The organism is Nonomuraea sp. NPDC049421 (assembly GCF_040677005.1).
Taxonomy (GTDB): Bacteria; Actinomycetota; Actinomycetes; order Streptosporangiales; family Streptosporangiaceae; genus Nonomuraea; species Nonomuraea salmonea.
This window is the reverse complement of record NZ_JBFAQA010000002.1, coordinates 432,485-448,024: the sequence shown is the minus strand read 5'-3', so window position 1 is coordinate 448,024 and position 15,540 is coordinate 432,485. Positions and strand designations below refer to the sequence as shown.

General features: G+C 70.6%; 16 protein-coding genes. 9 read left to right on the top strand and 7 right to left on the bottom strand.

Annotation, left to right across the window (positions count from 1 at the left end; genetic code table 11):
- Window positions 1-262: 262 nt before the first annotated feature.
- Window positions 263-946 carry a hypothetical protein gene (locus AB0K18_RS05845; RefSeq protein ID WP_364910398.1) on the top strand — a complete coding sequence of 228 codons (684 nt, stop codon included), beginning with the start codon at window positions 263-265 and terminating at the stop codon, window positions 944-946.
- Here AB0K18_RS05845 and AB0K18_RS05840 read toward each other — a convergent pair.
- Window positions 928-1,659 carry an alpha/beta hydrolase gene (locus AB0K18_RS05840; RefSeq protein WP_364910395.1) on the bottom strand — a complete coding sequence of 244 codons (732 nt, stop codon included), beginning with the start codon at window positions 1,657-1,659 and terminating at the stop codon, window positions 928-930. The genes AB0K18_RS05845 and AB0K18_RS05840 overlap by 19 nt on opposite strands.
- Before the next feature lie 43 nt (window positions 1,660-1,702).
- Here AB0K18_RS05840 and AB0K18_RS05835 point away from each other — a divergent pair, with 43 nt between their 5' ends.
- Together AB0K18_RS05835 and AB0K18_RS05830 are read left to right on the top strand one after the other, a co-directional pair.
- A complete protein-coding gene (locus tag AB0K18_RS05835; RefSeq protein ID WP_364910393.1) occupies window positions 1,703-2,470 on the top strand; it encodes a helix-turn-helix domain-containing protein in 768 nt (255 codons plus the stop codon).
- 99 nt (window positions 2,471-2,569) lie between these two features.
- Entirely contained in the window at window positions 2,570-2,953 is a 384-nt protein-coding gene (locus tag AB0K18_RS05830; RefSeq protein WP_364910390.1) for a VOC family protein, read from the top strand.
- Here the strand turns inward: AB0K18_RS05830 and AB0K18_RS05825 are convergent.
- Window positions 2,945-3,994 (bottom strand): glycoside hydrolase family 76 protein, encoded by a 1,050-nt coding sequence (locus tag AB0K18_RS05825; RefSeq protein WP_364910388.1) that lies wholly within the window; start codon window positions 3,992-3,994, stop codon window positions 2,945-2,947. The two genes, AB0K18_RS05830 and AB0K18_RS05825, sit on opposite strands and share 9 nt — an antisense overlap.
- 14 nt (window positions 3,995-4,008) lie before the next feature.
- Window positions 4,009-5,130 carry a substrate-binding domain-containing protein gene (locus tag AB0K18_RS05820; RefSeq protein WP_364910386.1) on the bottom strand — a complete coding sequence of 374 codons (1,122 nt, stop codon included), beginning with the start codon at window positions 5,128-5,130 and terminating at the stop codon, window positions 4,009-4,011.
- A 143-nt stretch (window positions 5,131-5,273) separates the two neighbouring features.
- Between AB0K18_RS05820 and AB0K18_RS05815 the strand changes: the two genes are divergently transcribed.
- From AB0K18_RS05815 to AB0K18_RS05790, 6 genes are all read left to right on the top strand, one after another.
- On the top strand, window positions 5,274-6,548 hold the full coding sequence (locus AB0K18_RS05815) for a glycoside hydrolase family 125 protein (RefSeq protein ID WP_364910384.1): 1,275 nt from the start codon (window positions 5,274-5,276) through the stop codon (window positions 6,546-6,548).
- Entirely contained in the window at window positions 6,545-7,486 is a 942-nt protein-coding gene (locus tag AB0K18_RS05810; protein ID WP_364910382.1) for a sugar ABC transporter permease, read from the top strand. Before AB0K18_RS05815 ends, AB0K18_RS05810 begins: the two co-directional genes overlap by 4 nt.
- Entirely contained in the window at window positions 7,483-8,355 is an 873-nt protein-coding gene (locus AB0K18_RS05805; protein WP_364910379.1) for a carbohydrate ABC transporter permease, read from the top strand. The genes AB0K18_RS05810 and AB0K18_RS05805 overlap by 4 nt, the downstream gene beginning before the upstream one ends.
- A gap of 30 nt (window positions 8,356-8,385) precedes the next feature.
- Window positions 8,386-9,663, top strand: a complete 1,278-nt coding sequence (locus AB0K18_RS05800) for an ABC transporter substrate-binding protein (RefSeq protein WP_364910376.1) — start codon at window positions 8,386-8,388, stop codon at window positions 9,661-9,663.
- A 10-nt stretch (window positions 9,664-9,673) separates the two neighbouring features.
- Window positions 9,674-11,176 (top strand): glycoside hydrolase family 76 protein, encoded by a 1,503-nt coding sequence (locus AB0K18_RS05795; protein ID WP_364910374.1) that lies wholly within the window; start codon window positions 9,674-9,676, stop codon window positions 11,174-11,176.
- A 179-nt stretch (window positions 11,177-11,355) separates the two neighbouring features.
- Window positions 11,356-11,790, top strand: coding sequence for a hypothetical protein (locus AB0K18_RS05790; protein WP_364910371.1), 435 nt, complete (start codon window positions 11,356-11,358; stop codon window positions 11,788-11,790).
- 62 nt (window positions 11,791-11,852) lie between these two features.
- On the opposite strand, the gene AB0K18_RS05785 is transcribed toward AB0K18_RS05790, so the two are convergent.
- From AB0K18_RS05785 to AB0K18_RS05770, 4 genes are all read right to left on the bottom strand, one after another.
- Window positions 11,853-12,518 (bottom strand): response regulator transcription factor, encoded by a 666-nt coding sequence (locus tag AB0K18_RS05785; protein ID WP_364910368.1) that lies wholly within the window; start codon window positions 12,516-12,518, stop codon window positions 11,853-11,855.
- Complete coding sequence (locus tag AB0K18_RS05780; protein ID WP_364910366.1) at window positions 12,515-13,663, bottom strand: histidine kinase; 1,149 nt, start codon at window positions 13,661-13,663, stop codon at window positions 12,515-12,517. Before AB0K18_RS05780 ends, AB0K18_RS05785 begins: the two co-directional genes overlap by 4 nt.
- A gap of 77 nt (window positions 13,664-13,740) precedes the next feature.
- A complete protein-coding gene (locus AB0K18_RS05775) occupies window positions 13,741-14,145 on the bottom strand; it encodes a hypothetical protein (protein WP_364910364.1) in 405 nt (134 codons plus the stop codon).
- A gap of 84 nt (window positions 14,146-14,229) precedes the next feature.
- Window positions 14,230-15,450, bottom strand: coding sequence for an MFS transporter (locus tag AB0K18_RS05770; protein ID WP_364910361.1), 1,221 nt, complete (start codon window positions 15,448-15,450; stop codon window positions 14,230-14,232).
- Between the last annotated feature and the right edge of the window lie 90 nt (window positions 15,451-15,540).

Here is a 15,540-nt window from a genome sequence, read left to right as displayed (position 1 = left end):
ACTGGAGTCGTAGCGCCGGCTCCTGAACGGTGGAAAAGATGCGACCTGGGGCAGACGCGCGCACCTCGCCCTGCTCGCGACGATGCTGCTGACCCGGCCGATCGTGCCGGGAGGCAGCGACAGGACGGGCGGGAATCGAATGATGTCCGAGATCCAGCGGCGTGTGGCGCGATGGCGGCAGAGCGATGGGGCGCGGCGGGAGGCCAATGCCGCGGCCAACCTGGGAAGGCAGCACCCGTTCCCTGGGCGGTGGGTCGGTGCGGTGTCGCTGATCGGCGGGCCTCTCCTGATCATGGCGGGGACGCTGCTGCGTTCGCCGTTCCACTTCTTCGTTCCGCAGCAGCTCATCGCCTACAGTCAGCACCCTGCGCTCATCACCGCCGCCTACACCTGCTTCGCGGCCGGGTTCATCATGCTGTGGCCGGGGGTGGTGACGCTGGCGCAGCGGATCGCCGCCACCAGCCCGCTGTGGGGGATGTGGGGCGGATGTCTGGTGATCGTGGGTCTGTTCACCAGGATCTTCCAGTTCGGGACCGATCACCTGGCCTTTCATCTCACCGACAGTCTCGGTCTGCGGACGATGCTCGACGGTGTCGACGCCTACTACACGGCTTGGGGCGAGACGCGGTGGCATCCGTTCAGGGCCATCTCGGGGCCGGCGTTCTTCGGGTGGGTCGTGCTGGCCGTCGGCGCCTACCGGTCCGGTGCCCTGGGGCTGGGGCGGTCGGTGGCGCTCGGTCTGATGGCGATGCTCGCGCTCGGGCCGCTCAAAGGCACGCAGATCCCGCAGTCCTTCCTCGCCGTGGGCGGTCTCTGCGTCGCGTTCATCCCCCTGGGGTTCTCACTGTTGCGGGACGGGCCGCCGCCGACCAGGCGTGCTCTGGTCTGGGTCGGCGTTCTCGCTGTCGTGTACGTCCTCATGACGGCTTACGGGCCGAAGGGGTGATGGCCGGCGAACAGGTCCGGGCGCTGGAGGGGGATGCCGTGGCCGCAGTCCGGTACGGTGATCAGCCGGCTGCCGGGGGCTGCGTCGTGGATGGCACGGGCAGAGGCGTGCATCAACCCGCGCTCGCGCTCCCCCACCATCACCAGCGCCGGATTCTTGAACTCGGACCATCCGGTGGGGAGGGTGAAGCGGATGTTCTCACCGACGCTCGCGAGCAGGGTCGCCCGGCTCGTACGCGCGCTGTCACGGACGTAGTCGGCCAGCAGCTCGTCCGGGATGAACAACTGCTTGGCCTGGAGCTTCGCGAACCACTCCTGCGTGGCGAGCGGCGCGGTGGCGGCGAGGAGCCCCAGCGTCGCCCCGGGGAACCGCAGCGGCTTCGCCTGCGCGCTCACCACGACGGCACTGGTGACGAGGTCGGGACGGGTCGCGGCGAGCAGGATCGTGAGCTGCGCGCCCAGGGAGAAGCCGGCGACCGTGGCGCCGTGCGGAGCGCGTTCCTCCAGGACCTTCGCCAGGGCCTGAGCGGTGGACTCGTGTGACCGGTACGGCTCCGCCGCGCTGTTCCCATGGCCGGGAAGGTCGGGGACGATGACACGGGCCTTCGCGCCGAGCCGCTCCACCACGGGCCGCCACATCCATCCCGCGACCCCGCCGCCGTGCAGTAACAGAAGGGGCGGTGCCTGCGCGTTTCCGATCTCACCGACGTACATGTCCCCATCCTTCCACCTGGCGACGAACCCGTACTGTGGAGCAATGACTCACGCCCTGGCCCCGTTCGTGGTGGCGTTGAGCCCGTACGAGCTGGGCCCGAGCGCGCACCGCGGGCTGCCCTCGTCCACGATCACCGTCACCGTCCCGGAGTCGGACGCCGTCGAGATCGCCTGGCTCGACCGGCCGGAACCGGCGCAGCGGTTCAGCGCCGCCGTCGCCGGGCTGCACCTGGACGCCGCCGAGCTGCGGCAGCAGGGCGGCACGCGTGGCGTCTGGCTGACGCTCAGCCCGCTGGGAGCCGGAGCGCTCCTGGGCGTACCGGCGTCGGAACTGAGCGGGCAGATCGCCGACCTCGCGGACGTGTCCCCGGCGATGGCGTACCTGCCCGAGCAACTGGCCGCCTGCCGGTCGTGGCCGCAACGCCGCACCCTGGTGGAGAACGCGCTGCTCACCGGCTGGGCCCGGCACCAAAGGAACGCCGACGGACCGGATCTACGGGCCGCGCTGAGGGCGCTGTCCAGCACCGCGAGGGTGGAAGAGGCAGCCGGGCTCCTGGGCTGCTCCCGCCGGCACCTGAGCAGTACGGTCCGCGCCGCACTGGGCGTGACCCCGAAGGAGTACCAGCGGCTCCTGCGCTTCGAAACCGCACGCGGCGCGCTGGCAGCAGCCGCCCGCACGGAAACGATCAATTTGGCGACGATCGCCGCGGAGACAGGCTTCGCCGACCAGGCACACTTCACCCGGGAGTGGCGCGCCATGGCCGGATGCACACCGACGGAGTGGCTCCGCACCGAAGGCTCGACCGCCTGACGATGCACCGGCCCTACCAGGTCCGCGGAAGGCGGGTTCGCCGAGGGGCGTTCCCAAATCTTCAAGACCCTGGGTCCGGGCCGCCAGGACGATGGGCGCATGAAGCTTGTTCCACGTCTCATCGTTCCTGACCCCGTCCGTGCCTCCGCCTTCTACCAGGCGGCCCTGGGTGCGGAGCAGGTGTTCGCCGCTCCCCCGGCCGAGGACGGCCGGCCGAGCATGATCGAGCATCGCGTGGAAGGGGGATCGTTTCGGGTGTCGCCGGCCGTTCAGGCTTGGGGGTGGCGATCACCCGAGGATCTCGGCGGTTCTCCGGTTCTCATCGAGGTCGAGATCGAGGATGCGGACGCCGTGGGCGAGCGGATGATCGCCCACGGCGCCGAGGTGGTCGTCCCGATCGAGAACCGGCCCTACGGGAAACGGTCGGGACGGATCCGGGACCCGTTCGGGCATCTGTGGATCATCACCGGTCACCTACGCTGAGCCGGCCGTGGTGGTGGCCAGGGCGGCGCACACCTCGGTCGCCATCACGGCGCTGAGCTGCGCCGACAGGGAGACCTTGGGTCCAGGGGGCCGGTTCCAGTCCTGGCCGGCCAGCAGGAGTCCGTCGCGGACGCACGAGCCCCACAGCCGCTCGGTGCTGTCCAGCAGGAAGTCGCGGACGTCGGGTACGTCGTGCACCGAGACCAGCAGGTGGGCGTACCGGTAGTAGATGCCCTTGAACAGGCCCTCGTCGCCGCCGTCACCCTCGTCGGCGAAGACGCCGTCGGAGGCCAGCGCGGTGATCGCGGTCCTGGCCGTGCGGGCGGCGCGGGCGAGGTGGTCGTCCCGGTCGAGGGCGTGGGCGAGCTCGACGCACGCGCCGACATATAGACCCTGGTTGTACGTGAAGCGCCAGTCCACGTCGATGGCCTGGTCCTCCTGCCGGTTGACGCCGTCCTCGACGAACCCGTCGGGCCGCACCAGCGCGCCCTCCAGCCAGTCCATCGTCCTGACCGCCCATTCGAGGTAGCGGGCCTCGCCGGTGGCGCGGTGCAGCCGGGCCGACAGGATGACGAACGGCGCGTTGGCCGGGGTGTTCTTGTAGTACGGCTGCTGGACGCGCCAGGCGATGCCGCCGCCCTCGTGGTCGTTCCAGCCGTGGTCGAGCACGTGCTGCCAGATCACGACGGCGTCCCCGCGCAGGTCGGCGGAGCCGGTGGCCTCGGCGAGGCGCAGAGTGGCGAGCGCGAGCCAGAGCATGTCGTCGAAGTAGTCGTTGAACAGCGCGCCGCCGTTGCGGCGGCGGATTCCGGCCAGGATGGCGGCGGCCTGGTCGAGCCTGGCGGGGTCGGAGCTGCGCCGGTGGGCGTCGATCCGGACGTCCATGGCGTGCGCGAGCCACCAGTAGTTGAAGACGTCGTCGTCGCCAGGCTCCAGCGGGTGCCAGTTGTGGAAGAGCTGGTCGCCGGGGGCGGCGAAGTAGTGGTCGAGGCTGCGCTGAGCCAGCTCGGCGCGGTCGTTCCAGAGGGCAGGGGGCGTCAAAGGTCCTCCGTGGGTCAGCTGGGCTCGACGATCGAGAAGGGGACGATGGAGCGCGGCGGCACCGGTTCGCCGCGCATCTGGGCGAGCAGCAGGTCCACCGCCTGCCGGCCCATCTCCCGCTGGTCCTGGCGTACGTGCGGGAATTCCGGCCCGGCGATCGGGTCGAGCGGCGAGTCGAAGCAGGCGATCAGGGGGCGCGGCGAGGCGCCGGCGATGGCCCGGCTCATGACGCGGGCCAGGTTGTACTCGCACACGACGAACGCGGTCACCTCGGGCTCGCCGGCCTGGAAGGCGCGGATGCGTTCGACGTCGGCGAGCACGTTGTCCTGGGTGAACGCGCCGGGCAGCGTGCTGGACAGGCCGGTCAGCTGGCGCGCGTTGTCGAGGGACAGGCCGCGCCCGGCGAAGGCGGCGCGGAAGCCCTCCAGGCGTTCCTCGATGCTGGAGGTGTTCTCCGGCGGCGGCGAGACGAACGCGACCTGCCGGTGCCCCTGGTCGAGCACGCGCTCGGTCAGGGCCCGCGCGGCGGCCACGTTGTCGGTGTGCACGGCGCACACCTGGATGCCGGCGAGATAGCGGTCGACGAGGACGAGCGGGTAGCCGTCGAGGATCGTGCGCAGCAGCCCGGCGTTGTAGTACTCCCCGTGCACGGGGAAGACGATCAGCCCCTCGGCGAGCCCGGCGTCGACCATCGACTCGATGGCCTTCTCCTCCTCTTCCTGGCTGCCACGGGTGCGCTTGATGACCAGCGTGATGCCGCGCTCCGCGCAGCGCTCCTCCACCGCGCAGAGCAGCTCGAGCCCGTACGCCTCGGAAGCGTCCGGATAGATCATGGCGATCGTCCCCGGCACCCGCTCGCCTTCCTGGACCGTCGCGCCGGCCGGGGAGAGCGTCAGGGCGTCGAGGTCGGGCAGCTCCTGGGCCACGAACGAGCCCTTGCCGCGGATCCGGTGCACGACGCCGGCCTGGCGCAGCACCTCCAGCGCCTTCTTCGAGGTGATCCGGCTGACCTCGAACCGCTCGGCCAGCTCCATCTCCGAGGGGACGCGGTCGCCGGGAGCCAGGGCTCCCCGCCGGAGCTCGTCCAGGAGGTAATCGATGATCCGCTCGTACAGGAGCGGGCCTCTCGCAGCCACTCTTCCCCTTCACCACTTGGTATGTCACCGTATCTAGGTATATATCATCTCATAGATTGATACATCAAACATATTGACTTATGCCAACTTGATTCCTACGTTTCCCTCAGATGACATCTCACGCACCTCACGAAGGGAAACGCGTGAACGCCGTCCCCACTGTGCTGCTCGACGTCGCCGACCAGGTACGCACGCTGCTGGCGCCCCGGTTCCCCGATGCCGCCGCCATGTTCCGGCAGTGCTTCCTCAACACGCTGGAGACCACGGTCAAACGGCTCCCTGACGGGACCACGTTCGTGCTGACCGGCGACATCCCGGCCATGTGGCTGCGCGACTCGGCCGCCCAGATCGAGCCGTACGTCCGGCACGCCGCCGCGGACGACGACCTGCGGGCGATGGTCCGCGGGGTGATCCGCAGGCACGCCCGCTACGTCGCGCTCGACCCGTACGCCAACGCCTTCAACGAGACCCCCGACGGCCAGGGCCACCAGGACGACCACACCGAGCTGACCCCCTGGGTCTGGGAGCGCAAGTGGGAGCTCGACTCCCTGTGCCACCCGCTCAGGCTGCTGCACCTCTACTGGACGGCCACCGGCGACGCCGAGGTCTTCGACGAGGACGTGCACCGCATGCTCGCCGTCGCGGTCGCGACCATGCGCGCCGAGCAGCACCCGGACCGCTCCCCCTACAGCTTCGAACGCCCGCACCCCGAGCAGCCCACGGACACGCTCGTCAACGAAGGCCGCGGTCCCGTGTGCGGCTACACGGGCATGGTCCGCTCGGCGTTCCGGCCCAGCGACGACGCCTGCACCCACGGTTTCCTCGTCCCGGCCAACATGTTCGCGGTCGTCGTGCTCGGCCACGTCGCGGCCTTCGCCCGCGACTTCTACGCCGACCAGGCACTCGCCGACGCCGCCGCCGCGCTGCGCGCCCAGATCGAGGACGGCATCCGCCGGTACGCGATCGTCGACCATCCGCGCCACGGCCCGATCTACGCCTACGAGACCGACGGCCTCGGCAACCACCTGCTGATGGACGACGCGAACGTCCCGAGCCTGCTGTCCATCCCCTATCTGGGCTACCGCCCGGCCACGGACCCGACGTACCGCAACACCAGGGCCTTCGTGCTCAGCGCGGGCAACCCGTACTACAGCGAGGGCCGGCACGCCCGCGGCGTCGGCAGCCCGCACACCAAGCCAGGACAAGTCTGGCCGATGTCGCTGGCCATGCAGGGCCTGACCAGCACCGACGCGGCCGAGCAGGCGGAGCTGCTGACCATGCTCGCCGCCACCACGGCCGGCACCGGCTACATCCACGAGAGCTTCGACCCCGACGACCCCGGCGTGTTCACCCGCCCCTGGTTCGGCTGGGCCAACAGCCTGTACGCGCAGTTCGCCATGGAGGTGGCGGTGCCATGACCCAGACGCTCGCCGGCCCGCCCGCGGTCGGCGGCCGGGCCTGCCCCGGCCACGCCAAGCCCAGGCGCTCGCTGCTGTCGCGGCACCAGGCGCGGGCCGGGATCCTGTTCGCGACGCCGCCGATGGTGCTGTTCGTCATCTTCACCGTGCTGCCCGTGGTCGGCGCGCTCGGCCTGAGTTTCACCAGCTACGACGTGTTCACGCCGCCGTCGTGGGCCGGCCTGGAGAACTACGCCAGGCTGATGGAGGACACCACGTTCTTCGTCACGCTCAAGAACATCCTGTTCTACTGCGTGATGTTCGTGCCGCTGATGATCGCCGCCTCGCTGCTGCTCGCGGTGGCGCTCAACAGCAGGCTGCCGGCGATGGGCGTCTTCCGCACCATCTACTACATCCCGGTGGTGACCTCGCCGGTGGCCGCCGCGACCGTGTGGACGTGGATGCTCAACAGCCACTACGGGCCGATCAACGAGATCCTCGGCTTCTTCGGCATCCAGGGCCCGGCGTGGGTGGGCGACAGCAGCACGGCCATGGTCTCGATCGTGCTGGTCACGCTCTGGCAGGGCGTCGGCTCCAACATGCTGATCTACCTCGCCGGGCTGCAGAACATCCCGGCCCACCTGTACGAGGCCGCCGCGCTCGACGGCGCCGGCCGGTGGGCGACGTTCGCCCACGTCACCTGGCCGCAGCTGCGGCTGACCACGCTGTTCGTCACGACGTTGTCGCTGATCGGCGCCTTCCAGCTGTTCGACCAGGCGTACGTGATGACCAAGGGCGGCCCGGGCAACTCGACGCTCACGCCCGTCTACCAGATCTACGAGACCGCCTTCAACCGGCTGCAGATGGGCTACGCCTCGGCGCAGGCGTTCACGCTGTTCCTCATCATCGTGGCGGTCACCGTGATCAACATGCGGATCAACCGGAGTGATGAGACATGACCATCACCAGGCGGATCAGGATCGCCCTGTTCTACGGGGTGCTCACCGTCGTCGGGGCGTTCATGCTGCTGCCGTTCCTGTGGTCGCTGAGCACGTCGCTCAAACCGGACGACGAGATCATCGCACTGCCGATCAGGTGGCTGCCCAGCTCGATCACCTTCGAGCACTACTGGACGGCGTTCACCGCGGTGCCGTTCGCCCGGCACTTCGCCAACTCGATGCTGCTGGCCGTGGCGGGGGTGGTCACCAACCTGCTGCTCGGGGCGATGGCCGGGTACGCCTTCGCGCGGCTGCCGTTCCGTGGCAGCAAGGTGCTGTTCCGGCTGCTGCTGGGGTCGATGATGGTGCCGGCCGTGGTGACGCTGGTGCCGTCGTTCGTCATCGTCCGCAGCATGCCGCTCGCGGGCGGCAACGACCTCGCCGGGCAGGGCGGCATCGGGCTGCTCAACACGTACTGGGCGGTGATCCTGCCGGGCGCGGTCGGCGCGTTCGCGGTGTTCATGATGCGGCAGTTCTTCCTGTCCCTGCCCAAGGACCTCGGCGAGGCGGCCCGCGTGGACGGCTGCCCCGAGTTCCGCATCTTCTGGAAGATCTACCTGCCGCTGTGCCGGCCCGCGCTGGCCACGCTCGCGGTGTTCACGTTCGTCGCGGGCTGGAACGGCTTCCTCTGGCCGCTGATCGTGCTCAACGACCCCGACATGAACACCATCCAGATGAGCCTGGCCGCCTTCTCCTTCAACCGGCAGACCGACTACGGGCCGCTCATGGCCGGATCCATCGTCGCGATGGCGCCCACGCTCCTGCTGTTCGCCTTCGCGCAGCGCCACCTCACCCGGGGCCTGGCCTTCACCGGCTCCGGCCTGCAATGACATGACTCTCACGAAAGGAATGAGCCGCCGATGCACGCGACCCTGACCAGGCGGCTGGCGGCCGCCGCCCTCGCCGTCGCGACGGTGATCACCACCGGCTGCGCCTCCTCCGGCACCACCTCCTCCTCAGCGGACAGGGTCATCAGGCTGAAATTCTGGGGCGACTGGTCGGGGGAAGGCGAGCAGCAGTTCAGGACGATGACCGCGGCCTTCAACAAGACCCACCCCAAGATCCAGGTCGAGTACGTCGTCCAGGAGGACATCCTCACCAAGTTCCTCACCGCCTCCACCTCGGGCCAGGCCCCCGACGTGATGTTCTGGGACCGCTGGCGCACCGCGAGCTACGCCCCCAAGAACGTGCTGCTCCCGCTCGACGACCTGCTCAGGAAGGACGGCATCCCCAAGGAGCGCTTCTACGGCGAGGCCGTGCGCGAGCTCACGCACGACGGCAAGCTGTACGGCCTGCCGCTCACGGTCGACGCCCGCGCGCTGTTCTACAACAAGGCCCACCTCAAGGAGGCCGGCATCGAGCCGCCGCGCACCTGGGACGAGCTGGAGAAGGCCGCGGTCAAGCTGACCAGGCGCGAGGACGGCAAGCTCGTACGGGCCGGGCTGTCCATGGACGACACCGGCCTGTTCAGCATGTACCTGCGCCAGGCCGGCGGCCAGATGGTCACCGACGACTGCTCCCGCACCGCCTTCAACGGCCCCCAGGGCCTGCGGACGCTCGACCTGTGGAGCCGGATGGTCAAGGCGGGCGTCTACCAGAGCGGCTTCGAGAAGGGGCTCGGCGAGGGCACCGACGCCTTCGCCACCGGCAAGGTCTCCATGATCCTGACCGGGCCGTGGAACATCACCACGTACAAGAAGTACGGCAAGGACCTCGACTTCGGCATCGTGCCGCCGCCGAGCGGGCCGCAGGGCGACCAGGCGAGCCTCATGGGCGGCTTCGGCCTGGTGATCCCGCGCGCCGGCAAGCAGCAGGACGCGGCCTGGGAGTTCGTCAAGTGGTGGACGGCCGAGAAGGACAACGCCATGTTGTGGGCCAAGACCAGCCTGAACATCCCCGGCAACGTCGAGGCCGCGCAGGATCCGTTCTTCTCCGGCGACCCGTTCTGGAAGCCCGTCATCGACACGCTGCAGTACGCCAAGATCCGTCCCGCCTGCGCCGGCTACCCGCCGATGGAGGAGGAGGCGGTCATCCCGAACCTCCAGCTCTTCATGGAGGGCAAGGTCAGCGCACAACAGGCCCTCGCCCAGGCACAGCAGCAGGGCGACCGGGTCCTGAAGGACAACAACCTCAACTAAGGAAGCGCCGGTGAGATCACGACTCGCGGCTGCCTGTGTCCTGTTGTCGGCAGCTCTCGTCCAACCCGTCCTGCCTGCTCAAGCCGCCGTCCGGCACGTCCCCGCGGACGCCGACGCCGCCATGCGGGCCTTCGTCGCGACCTTCTGGGACCCGGCGAAGAAGTACTTCTACACCAACAGCGACCGCCGCATCCACGAGCACGCGCACGGGCCGGAGGACGGCCTCTACACCGACTTCTGGTGGGAGGCGCAGCTGTGGGAGCTGGTGATGGACGCCTACGAGCGGACCCGCAGCGCCGAGTACCGCCGCATGATCGACGACGTCTACGCCGGGTTCGTCGCCGCCTATCCGGAGTTCGAGAACGACTTCAACGACGATCTCGGCTGGTGGGCGCTGGCGAGCGCGCGGGCGTACGAGATCACCCGCGACGCCAGGTACCTGAACCGGTCGCGGGAGCTGTTCGACCGCATCTGGGCCTTCCACGACTCGACGTACGGCGGCGGCATCTGGTGGCGCAGGAGCGTGCGCGACCAGAAGAACGTCGCCACCAACGCCCCCGCCGCGCTCACCGCCACCAAGCTCTACGCCGCCACCGGCGAGGCGAGCTACCTGGAGCGGGCGCGCGACCTGTTCGCCTGGATCAAGGCCAACCTCCAGGAGAACGGCCACGTGTACGACCACCTGGAGGGCTCCGGCACCCTCGTCAAATGGGACTTCAGCTACAACTTCGGCACCTACATCAGCGCCGCCGCCGCGCTGCACAAGGCGACCGGCGCCGCGTCCTACCTGGCCGACGCCCGCGCGGCGGCCGACTGGGTCACCACTTACCTCACCAACGGCGGCACGGTGATGCAGGAGGGCGTCAACGACGGCGGCGGGTTCAAGGCGCGGCTGATCCGCGGGCTCAACACGCTCGTCAAGGAGCACGGCCAGCGCCGGTACCTGCCGTTCCTGCAGCGCAACGCCACCCAGGCGTGGCAGCACCGCCGCAGGTCGGACGACCTGGTGGGGCCTGACTGGTCGGCGCCGGCGCCGAGCACGTACCTGCAGAGCCTGACCGCGGCCGCCGCCGTCAGCACACTGCAGATCGTCCAGCCGGACGGCAACGCCGGGCTCCAGCCCGAGAACGGCGTCTACGAGGCCGAGAACGCGGTGCCGGTCGGCATCGGCGGCGAGAGCAGCCAGCCCGGCTACAGCGGCCGCGGCTACCTGGCCGGCTGGAACAGCTCCGGACAGACGCTCACCTTCCACGTGAACGTCGCCTCCGCCGGGGCGCACAAGCTGACCTTCCGGTACGCCGCGGGGGCGGGCGACGCCACCCGCCGCGTCCTCGTGAACGGCGCCCAGGTCGCGGCCGGCCAGCCGTTCCCCTCCACCGGCGGCTGGGGCACCTGGAACACGGCCGTGCTGGACGGTGTCACCCTCGCCCGGGGATACAACACGATCCGGCTCGAGATGGGCTCGAACTTCCTCAACCTCGACCGCCTCGACCTCTCCGGCCCGGCCTCGTAGAAAGACGGTCACAGCGCCCGGCGTCGCGCTCCGCAAGGGCGCAGCCCCGGCGCTTCGCGGGGGTGCTCACCTGCGGCTTGGCGGACATACTTCGCGCATACCGGCGATCTTTAGCCTTTCAGGCGTTGTTCCGCGCAGCGGAGCACCGCACTTTCCCATCGACTGGCAAAGGATCACTCATGCCGAAGTTCTCCGCCCCGAAGACGCTCGTCACGGTCATCGGGGTCGCCGCCGCGCTCAGCGTCGTGGCGCCCGCGACGACCGCCTCAGCCGCCTCGGCCGGATGCCGCATCGCGTCGGGCAAGATCAGCACCAAGGACGGCAACGTCAGTTACCGGCTGGAGCTGTGCACCAACGGCTTCGGCAAGGGGAGCGGCACCGTGCGGGACACCAAGAGCGACGTCTGGACGTCCGTGGTCGAGGTCTCCTTCAAGAAGAAGAACGGCGACGAGATCGACGGCGGCTACAAGGAGGCCGGGCGGAAGAAGGGCACGAAGGACTTCAGCTTCTCCACCAGCCGCACCAACCTCGACCGCATCACCATCAGGGCCAAGCGCTGCCTGCCGGGCACGATCGTCTGCAACAACACCAAGACCTTCACGCTCTACCCCTGATCCTCGAGCGCCCGGTCCCGTGGCTGCGGACGGGGCCGGGCCGCACGCTCTGACGCCGCCGGTCACGTGCCGGGACGCACCAGGCCGCTCTCGTAGGCGAGGATGACCAGCTGGACCCGGTCGCGGACATTCAGCTTGGCGATGGCCCTGGTGATGTGGGTCTTGGCGGTGAGCGGGCTGATGACGAGGCGTTCGGCGATCTCGCCGTTGGACAGGCCGAGCGCCACGAGCCTGACCGCCTCCAGCTCCCGCGAGGTCAGGGCGGCCAACCGCCGGTCCGCGCCGGGCTCCGGGACCTGCCGGTGGGCGAACTGCTCGATGACGCGCCGCGTCACGCCCGGCGACAGCAGCCCGTCTCCCCCGGCGACGGCGGCCACCGCGCGGCGCAGGTCGGCGGGCTCGACCTCTTTGGTGAGGAACCCGCTGGCCCCGGCGCGCAGGGCGGCGAAGACGTGCTCGTCGGTGTCGAACGTGGTGAGGATGATGACCCGGCAGCCCGACGTGACCGGGTCGGTGACGATGCGGCGGGTGGCGGTGATGCCGTCGGTGCCCGGCATGCGGATGTCCATGAGGATCACGTCGGGGCGGGTGCGCGCGGCCAGGCGTACGGTCTCCTCGCCGTCCTGGGCCTCGCCGACGACCGTGATGTCCCGCGAACGGGCCAGCAGGCTGCGGAAACCGGCCCGTACGAGGGCCTGGTCGTCGGCGAGCAGCACCGTGATCGTCATGCCGTCGAGCCTGCGACAGGAAGCTCGGCCCGTACGGCGAAGCCGCCCCCGGGGACGGGCCCTGCGGTGAGCGCGCCCCCGAGTGCGCTCACCCGCTCGCGCATGCCGGACAGGCCGTGGCCCTCGGCGATCGCGGCGCCGTCGGGGACGCCGCGGCCGTCGTCGACGACCTCGACGGTGATCGCGTCCGGCCGGTGGCCGATCGTCACCGTGGCCGAGCCCGCCTCCGCGTGCTTGAGGGTGTTGGCGAGCGACTCCTGCACGATGCGGTGCACGGCGATGGCGGTCACGGCGGGGACGTCCGTACGGTCACCGTCCTCGTCGAGGCGCACGTCGAGCCCGCCCGCGCGGGCGTCGGCGATGAGCAGGTCCAGGGAGGCCAGGTCCGCCTGGGGCGCGGTGTCCTCCGGGCTGTCGCGCAGGACCGTGATGAGGGAGCGCAGGTCGGCCATCGCCCGGTTCCTGACGTCCTTGGCCACGCGCAGCGCGGCGGCGGCCTCCTCCGGGTCCTCCTCCAGGACGTCGGCGGCGACGTTGAGCTGCACGCCGACGACGGCCAGCGTGTGCGCGATGACGTCGTGGACCTCGTGCGAGACGCGCAGCCGTTCCTCGGCGGCGTGCGCGCGGCGGTCGGTCTCGCGCAGCCGCTCGCGCCAGCGCAGCGCGGCGGCGTAGGTGAGGCCCGCGGCGATGAGCAGCGCCAGCAGCACTCCTTCGCCTGCGACGTGGACGACGTAGCGGGTCAGGTTCCGGTCGATGACGATGCGCGCGTCGAACGCCGAGTACGCCAGCTGGGCCACGCCGACGGCGGCCACCCAGCGGACGCGGGGCGTGGTGGCGGCGGTGAAGTACGCGACCGCGGCCGGCCAGATCCACCCGGCGGGCGGCCAGTGCCCGGTGAGGTGATAGGCGAAGACGCCGGCGACCGACAGCAGCAGCACGGTCATCGGCCATCGGCGCCTGACCAGGAGGAGCCCTCCGAGGAACAGGCCGAGCGGGATCGTGCCGTCCCAGGGGTCGCGCACCCCGGTGGCCAGGGCGACGGCGACGAAGAAGACCAGGGTGAGGACGGCGAGCGTGATGTCGGTGATGCCGGCGAGGTGCCGGAGGGGCGCGGGTTCGCGGCGCGGGGGCGGCTCGGCCATGTGGGGGCTCATTCTCGAAGGTGACGGGTGAGCCGGCCGGGCGCCGGCCGGCTCTGGACGTGTCTACCAGTCCCGGATCAGACGTGGGTGACGAGCAGGGTCACGCCCGCCTCGCCGCCGCAGTCGACGAACACGGGACCGACCCCGTTGCCGATCTTGGAGTCGAGCTTCGCCTTGGCCACGAACCCCTTCGCGTCGTCCTTGACGATGCGGATGTTCCGCAGCACCGGGTTCTTCCTGTCGAGCCCGGCGAGCACGCCCTTGAGCCCCTTGCCGCCGCCGCAGTGACCGGTGATCGTCACCTCCTGGCCGCGCTCGGTGGTGGGGTTGGGGCTGACCTGGACCACGGCCCGCGCGCCCTTCGGCGGCTTGGGCGCGGCGGTCTGGGGACCCGCCTGGGCGCCGGCCGGTGCGCCGGCCACGGCCAGGAGACCCGCCGTCAGGCTCAGCCCGGCGATGGCGGTGGTCATTTTCCTGTTCATGCTGGTTCCTCCGGATTCTCGGCCGATCAATTCGACGAGCAACGCTAGGCCGGGCGGCGGTGGGAGCGCGTCGTCCGTCGATCGTCACTTGGCCGTGCTCCGTTCGCCGTACGCGCTACTGCGATCGGAGTAGTTCGCGACGGCGGAGGCGGACACGAGCGTCGCGCCGGCGAGGCCGCCCCAGAGCGCGGACGGGCCGTGGGCGGCGAGCGCGGTGATGACCGCCGGGGACACGGCGAGGCCGAAGCCCGTGGAGAGCTGGAAGCGGGCGAGGGCCCGTCCCATGACCTGCGCGGGGGTGGTCGCGGCGACGAGCGCGGTGGCGCTGCCGGCATACAGGATCTCGCCGATCGTGCAGACCACGGACACGAGGACGACGGCCGGCGCGCCCCAGCCGGGTCCCAGCGAGGTCGCCGCGAGAAAGCCCAGGTAGGACGCGGCGAGCACCACCCCGGACAGCGCCAGCACAGTGCGCCGCGAGAAGCGCGACGTCAGGACCGTCACCGGCACCTGCAACGTGATCACCAGCACGGTGTTGGCGACGTAGATGACGGCCGGCCACACCGGCGAGGCGTGCAACTGGGTGACGAGGACCAGCGGGAGCGCGATCTCGGGGACGTTGAGGCAGAAGGCGTAGATCACGTTGGCGGCCAGCAGGGCGGCCATCCGGGGTGCGGGCTCGTCGTTCCCGTCCGTGGCTTCGGCCGGCTCGGCGCGTACGTGCACCGACCACGCCAGCGCCGCCGCGGCGAGGTACGCGAGCCCGGTGACCACCGCCAGCACCTGCAACGCGGCGACGCCGCCCGCCAGGAACGCGGTCGCGATGAGCGCGCCGGCGCCCAGACCGGCGTTACGCAGCGAGCGGCCCGCCGCGAGGGCGGCGTCGCGGACCCGGCCACGCGCGACGGTCGTGATGAGGGCCGCGTGGGCGGCCGGCCACGCCTGGTTGCCGATGCCGAGGAACAGCGCCGCCGCCCCGAACAGCCAGGCGTTCCCCGCGGGCGTGGCCGTCAGCAGCGCCACGCCGAGCACCCGTACCAGCATCGACGCCGCCACGACCGTGCTGCGCGCGCCCCGGTCCAGCCACCGGCCGACCCCGGGCATGCACACCAGGCCCATGACGATGCCGGCCGTCATGGCGACGCCCGTCGCCGCCGCCGACAAGTGCAGCACCAGCACCCCGTACAGCAGCAGGAAGGGCCGCAGCAGGCCGGTGCCGAGCGCGTCCACGGCCAGGGCGGCGGCGTAGCGCGGGCCTCCCGAGGCGCGGATGAGGTCGCGCGGCTTGAGCGTGGTGGTCGCCATGGCGTCAACGGTGCGTCCCGTCGCCGGGCCGGCCCGCGACGATTGACGGAAACCGTCAACCGGTGCGGGGCCGCACCCGGCCACCGGCCA

Excerpts from the sequence above, each read along its gene's own strand:
- AB0K18_RS05840 (WP_364910395.1), bottom strand. The coding sequence starts at position 1,659 with ATGTACGTCGGTGAGATCGGAAACGCGCAGGCACCGCCCCTTCTGTTA.
- AB0K18_RS05835 (WP_364910393.1), top strand. The coding sequence starts at position 1,703 with ATGACTCACGCCCTGGCCCCGTTCGTGGTGGCGTTGAGCCCGTACGAG.
- AB0K18_RS05830 (WP_364910390.1), top strand. The coding sequence starts at position 2,570 with ATGAAGCTTGTTCCACGTCTCATCGTTCCTGACCCCGTCCGTGCCTCC.
- AB0K18_RS05810 (WP_364910382.1), top strand. The coding sequence starts at position 6,545 with ATGACCCAGACGCTCGCCGGCCCGCCCGCGGTCGGCGGCCGGGCCTGC.
- AB0K18_RS05805 (WP_364910379.1), top strand. The coding sequence starts at position 7,483 with ATGACCATCACCAGGCGGATCAGGATCGCCCTGTTCTACGGGGTGCTC.
- AB0K18_RS05800 (WP_364910376.1), top strand. The coding sequence starts at position 8,386 with ATGCACGCGACCCTGACCAGGCGGCTGGCGGCCGCCGCCCTCGCCGTC.
- AB0K18_RS05790 (WP_364910371.1), top strand. The coding sequence starts at position 11,356 with ATGCCGAAGTTCTCCGCCCCGAAGACGCTCGTCACGGTCATCGGGGTC.
- AB0K18_RS05785 (WP_364910368.1), bottom strand. The coding sequence starts at position 12,518 with ATGACGATCACGGTGCTGCTCGCCGACGACCAGGCCCTCGTACGGGCC.
- AB0K18_RS05780 (WP_364910366.1), bottom strand. The coding sequence starts at position 13,663 with ATGGCCGAGCCGCCCCCGCGCCGCGAACCCGCGCCCCTCCGGCACCTC.
- AB0K18_RS05775 (WP_364910364.1), bottom strand. The coding sequence starts at position 14,145 with ATGAACAGGAAAATGACCACCGCCATCGCCGGGCTGAGCCTGACGGCG.
- AB0K18_RS05770 (WP_364910361.1), bottom strand. The coding sequence starts at position 15,450 with ATGGCGACCACCACGCTCAAGCCGCGCGACCTCATCCGCGCCTCGGGA.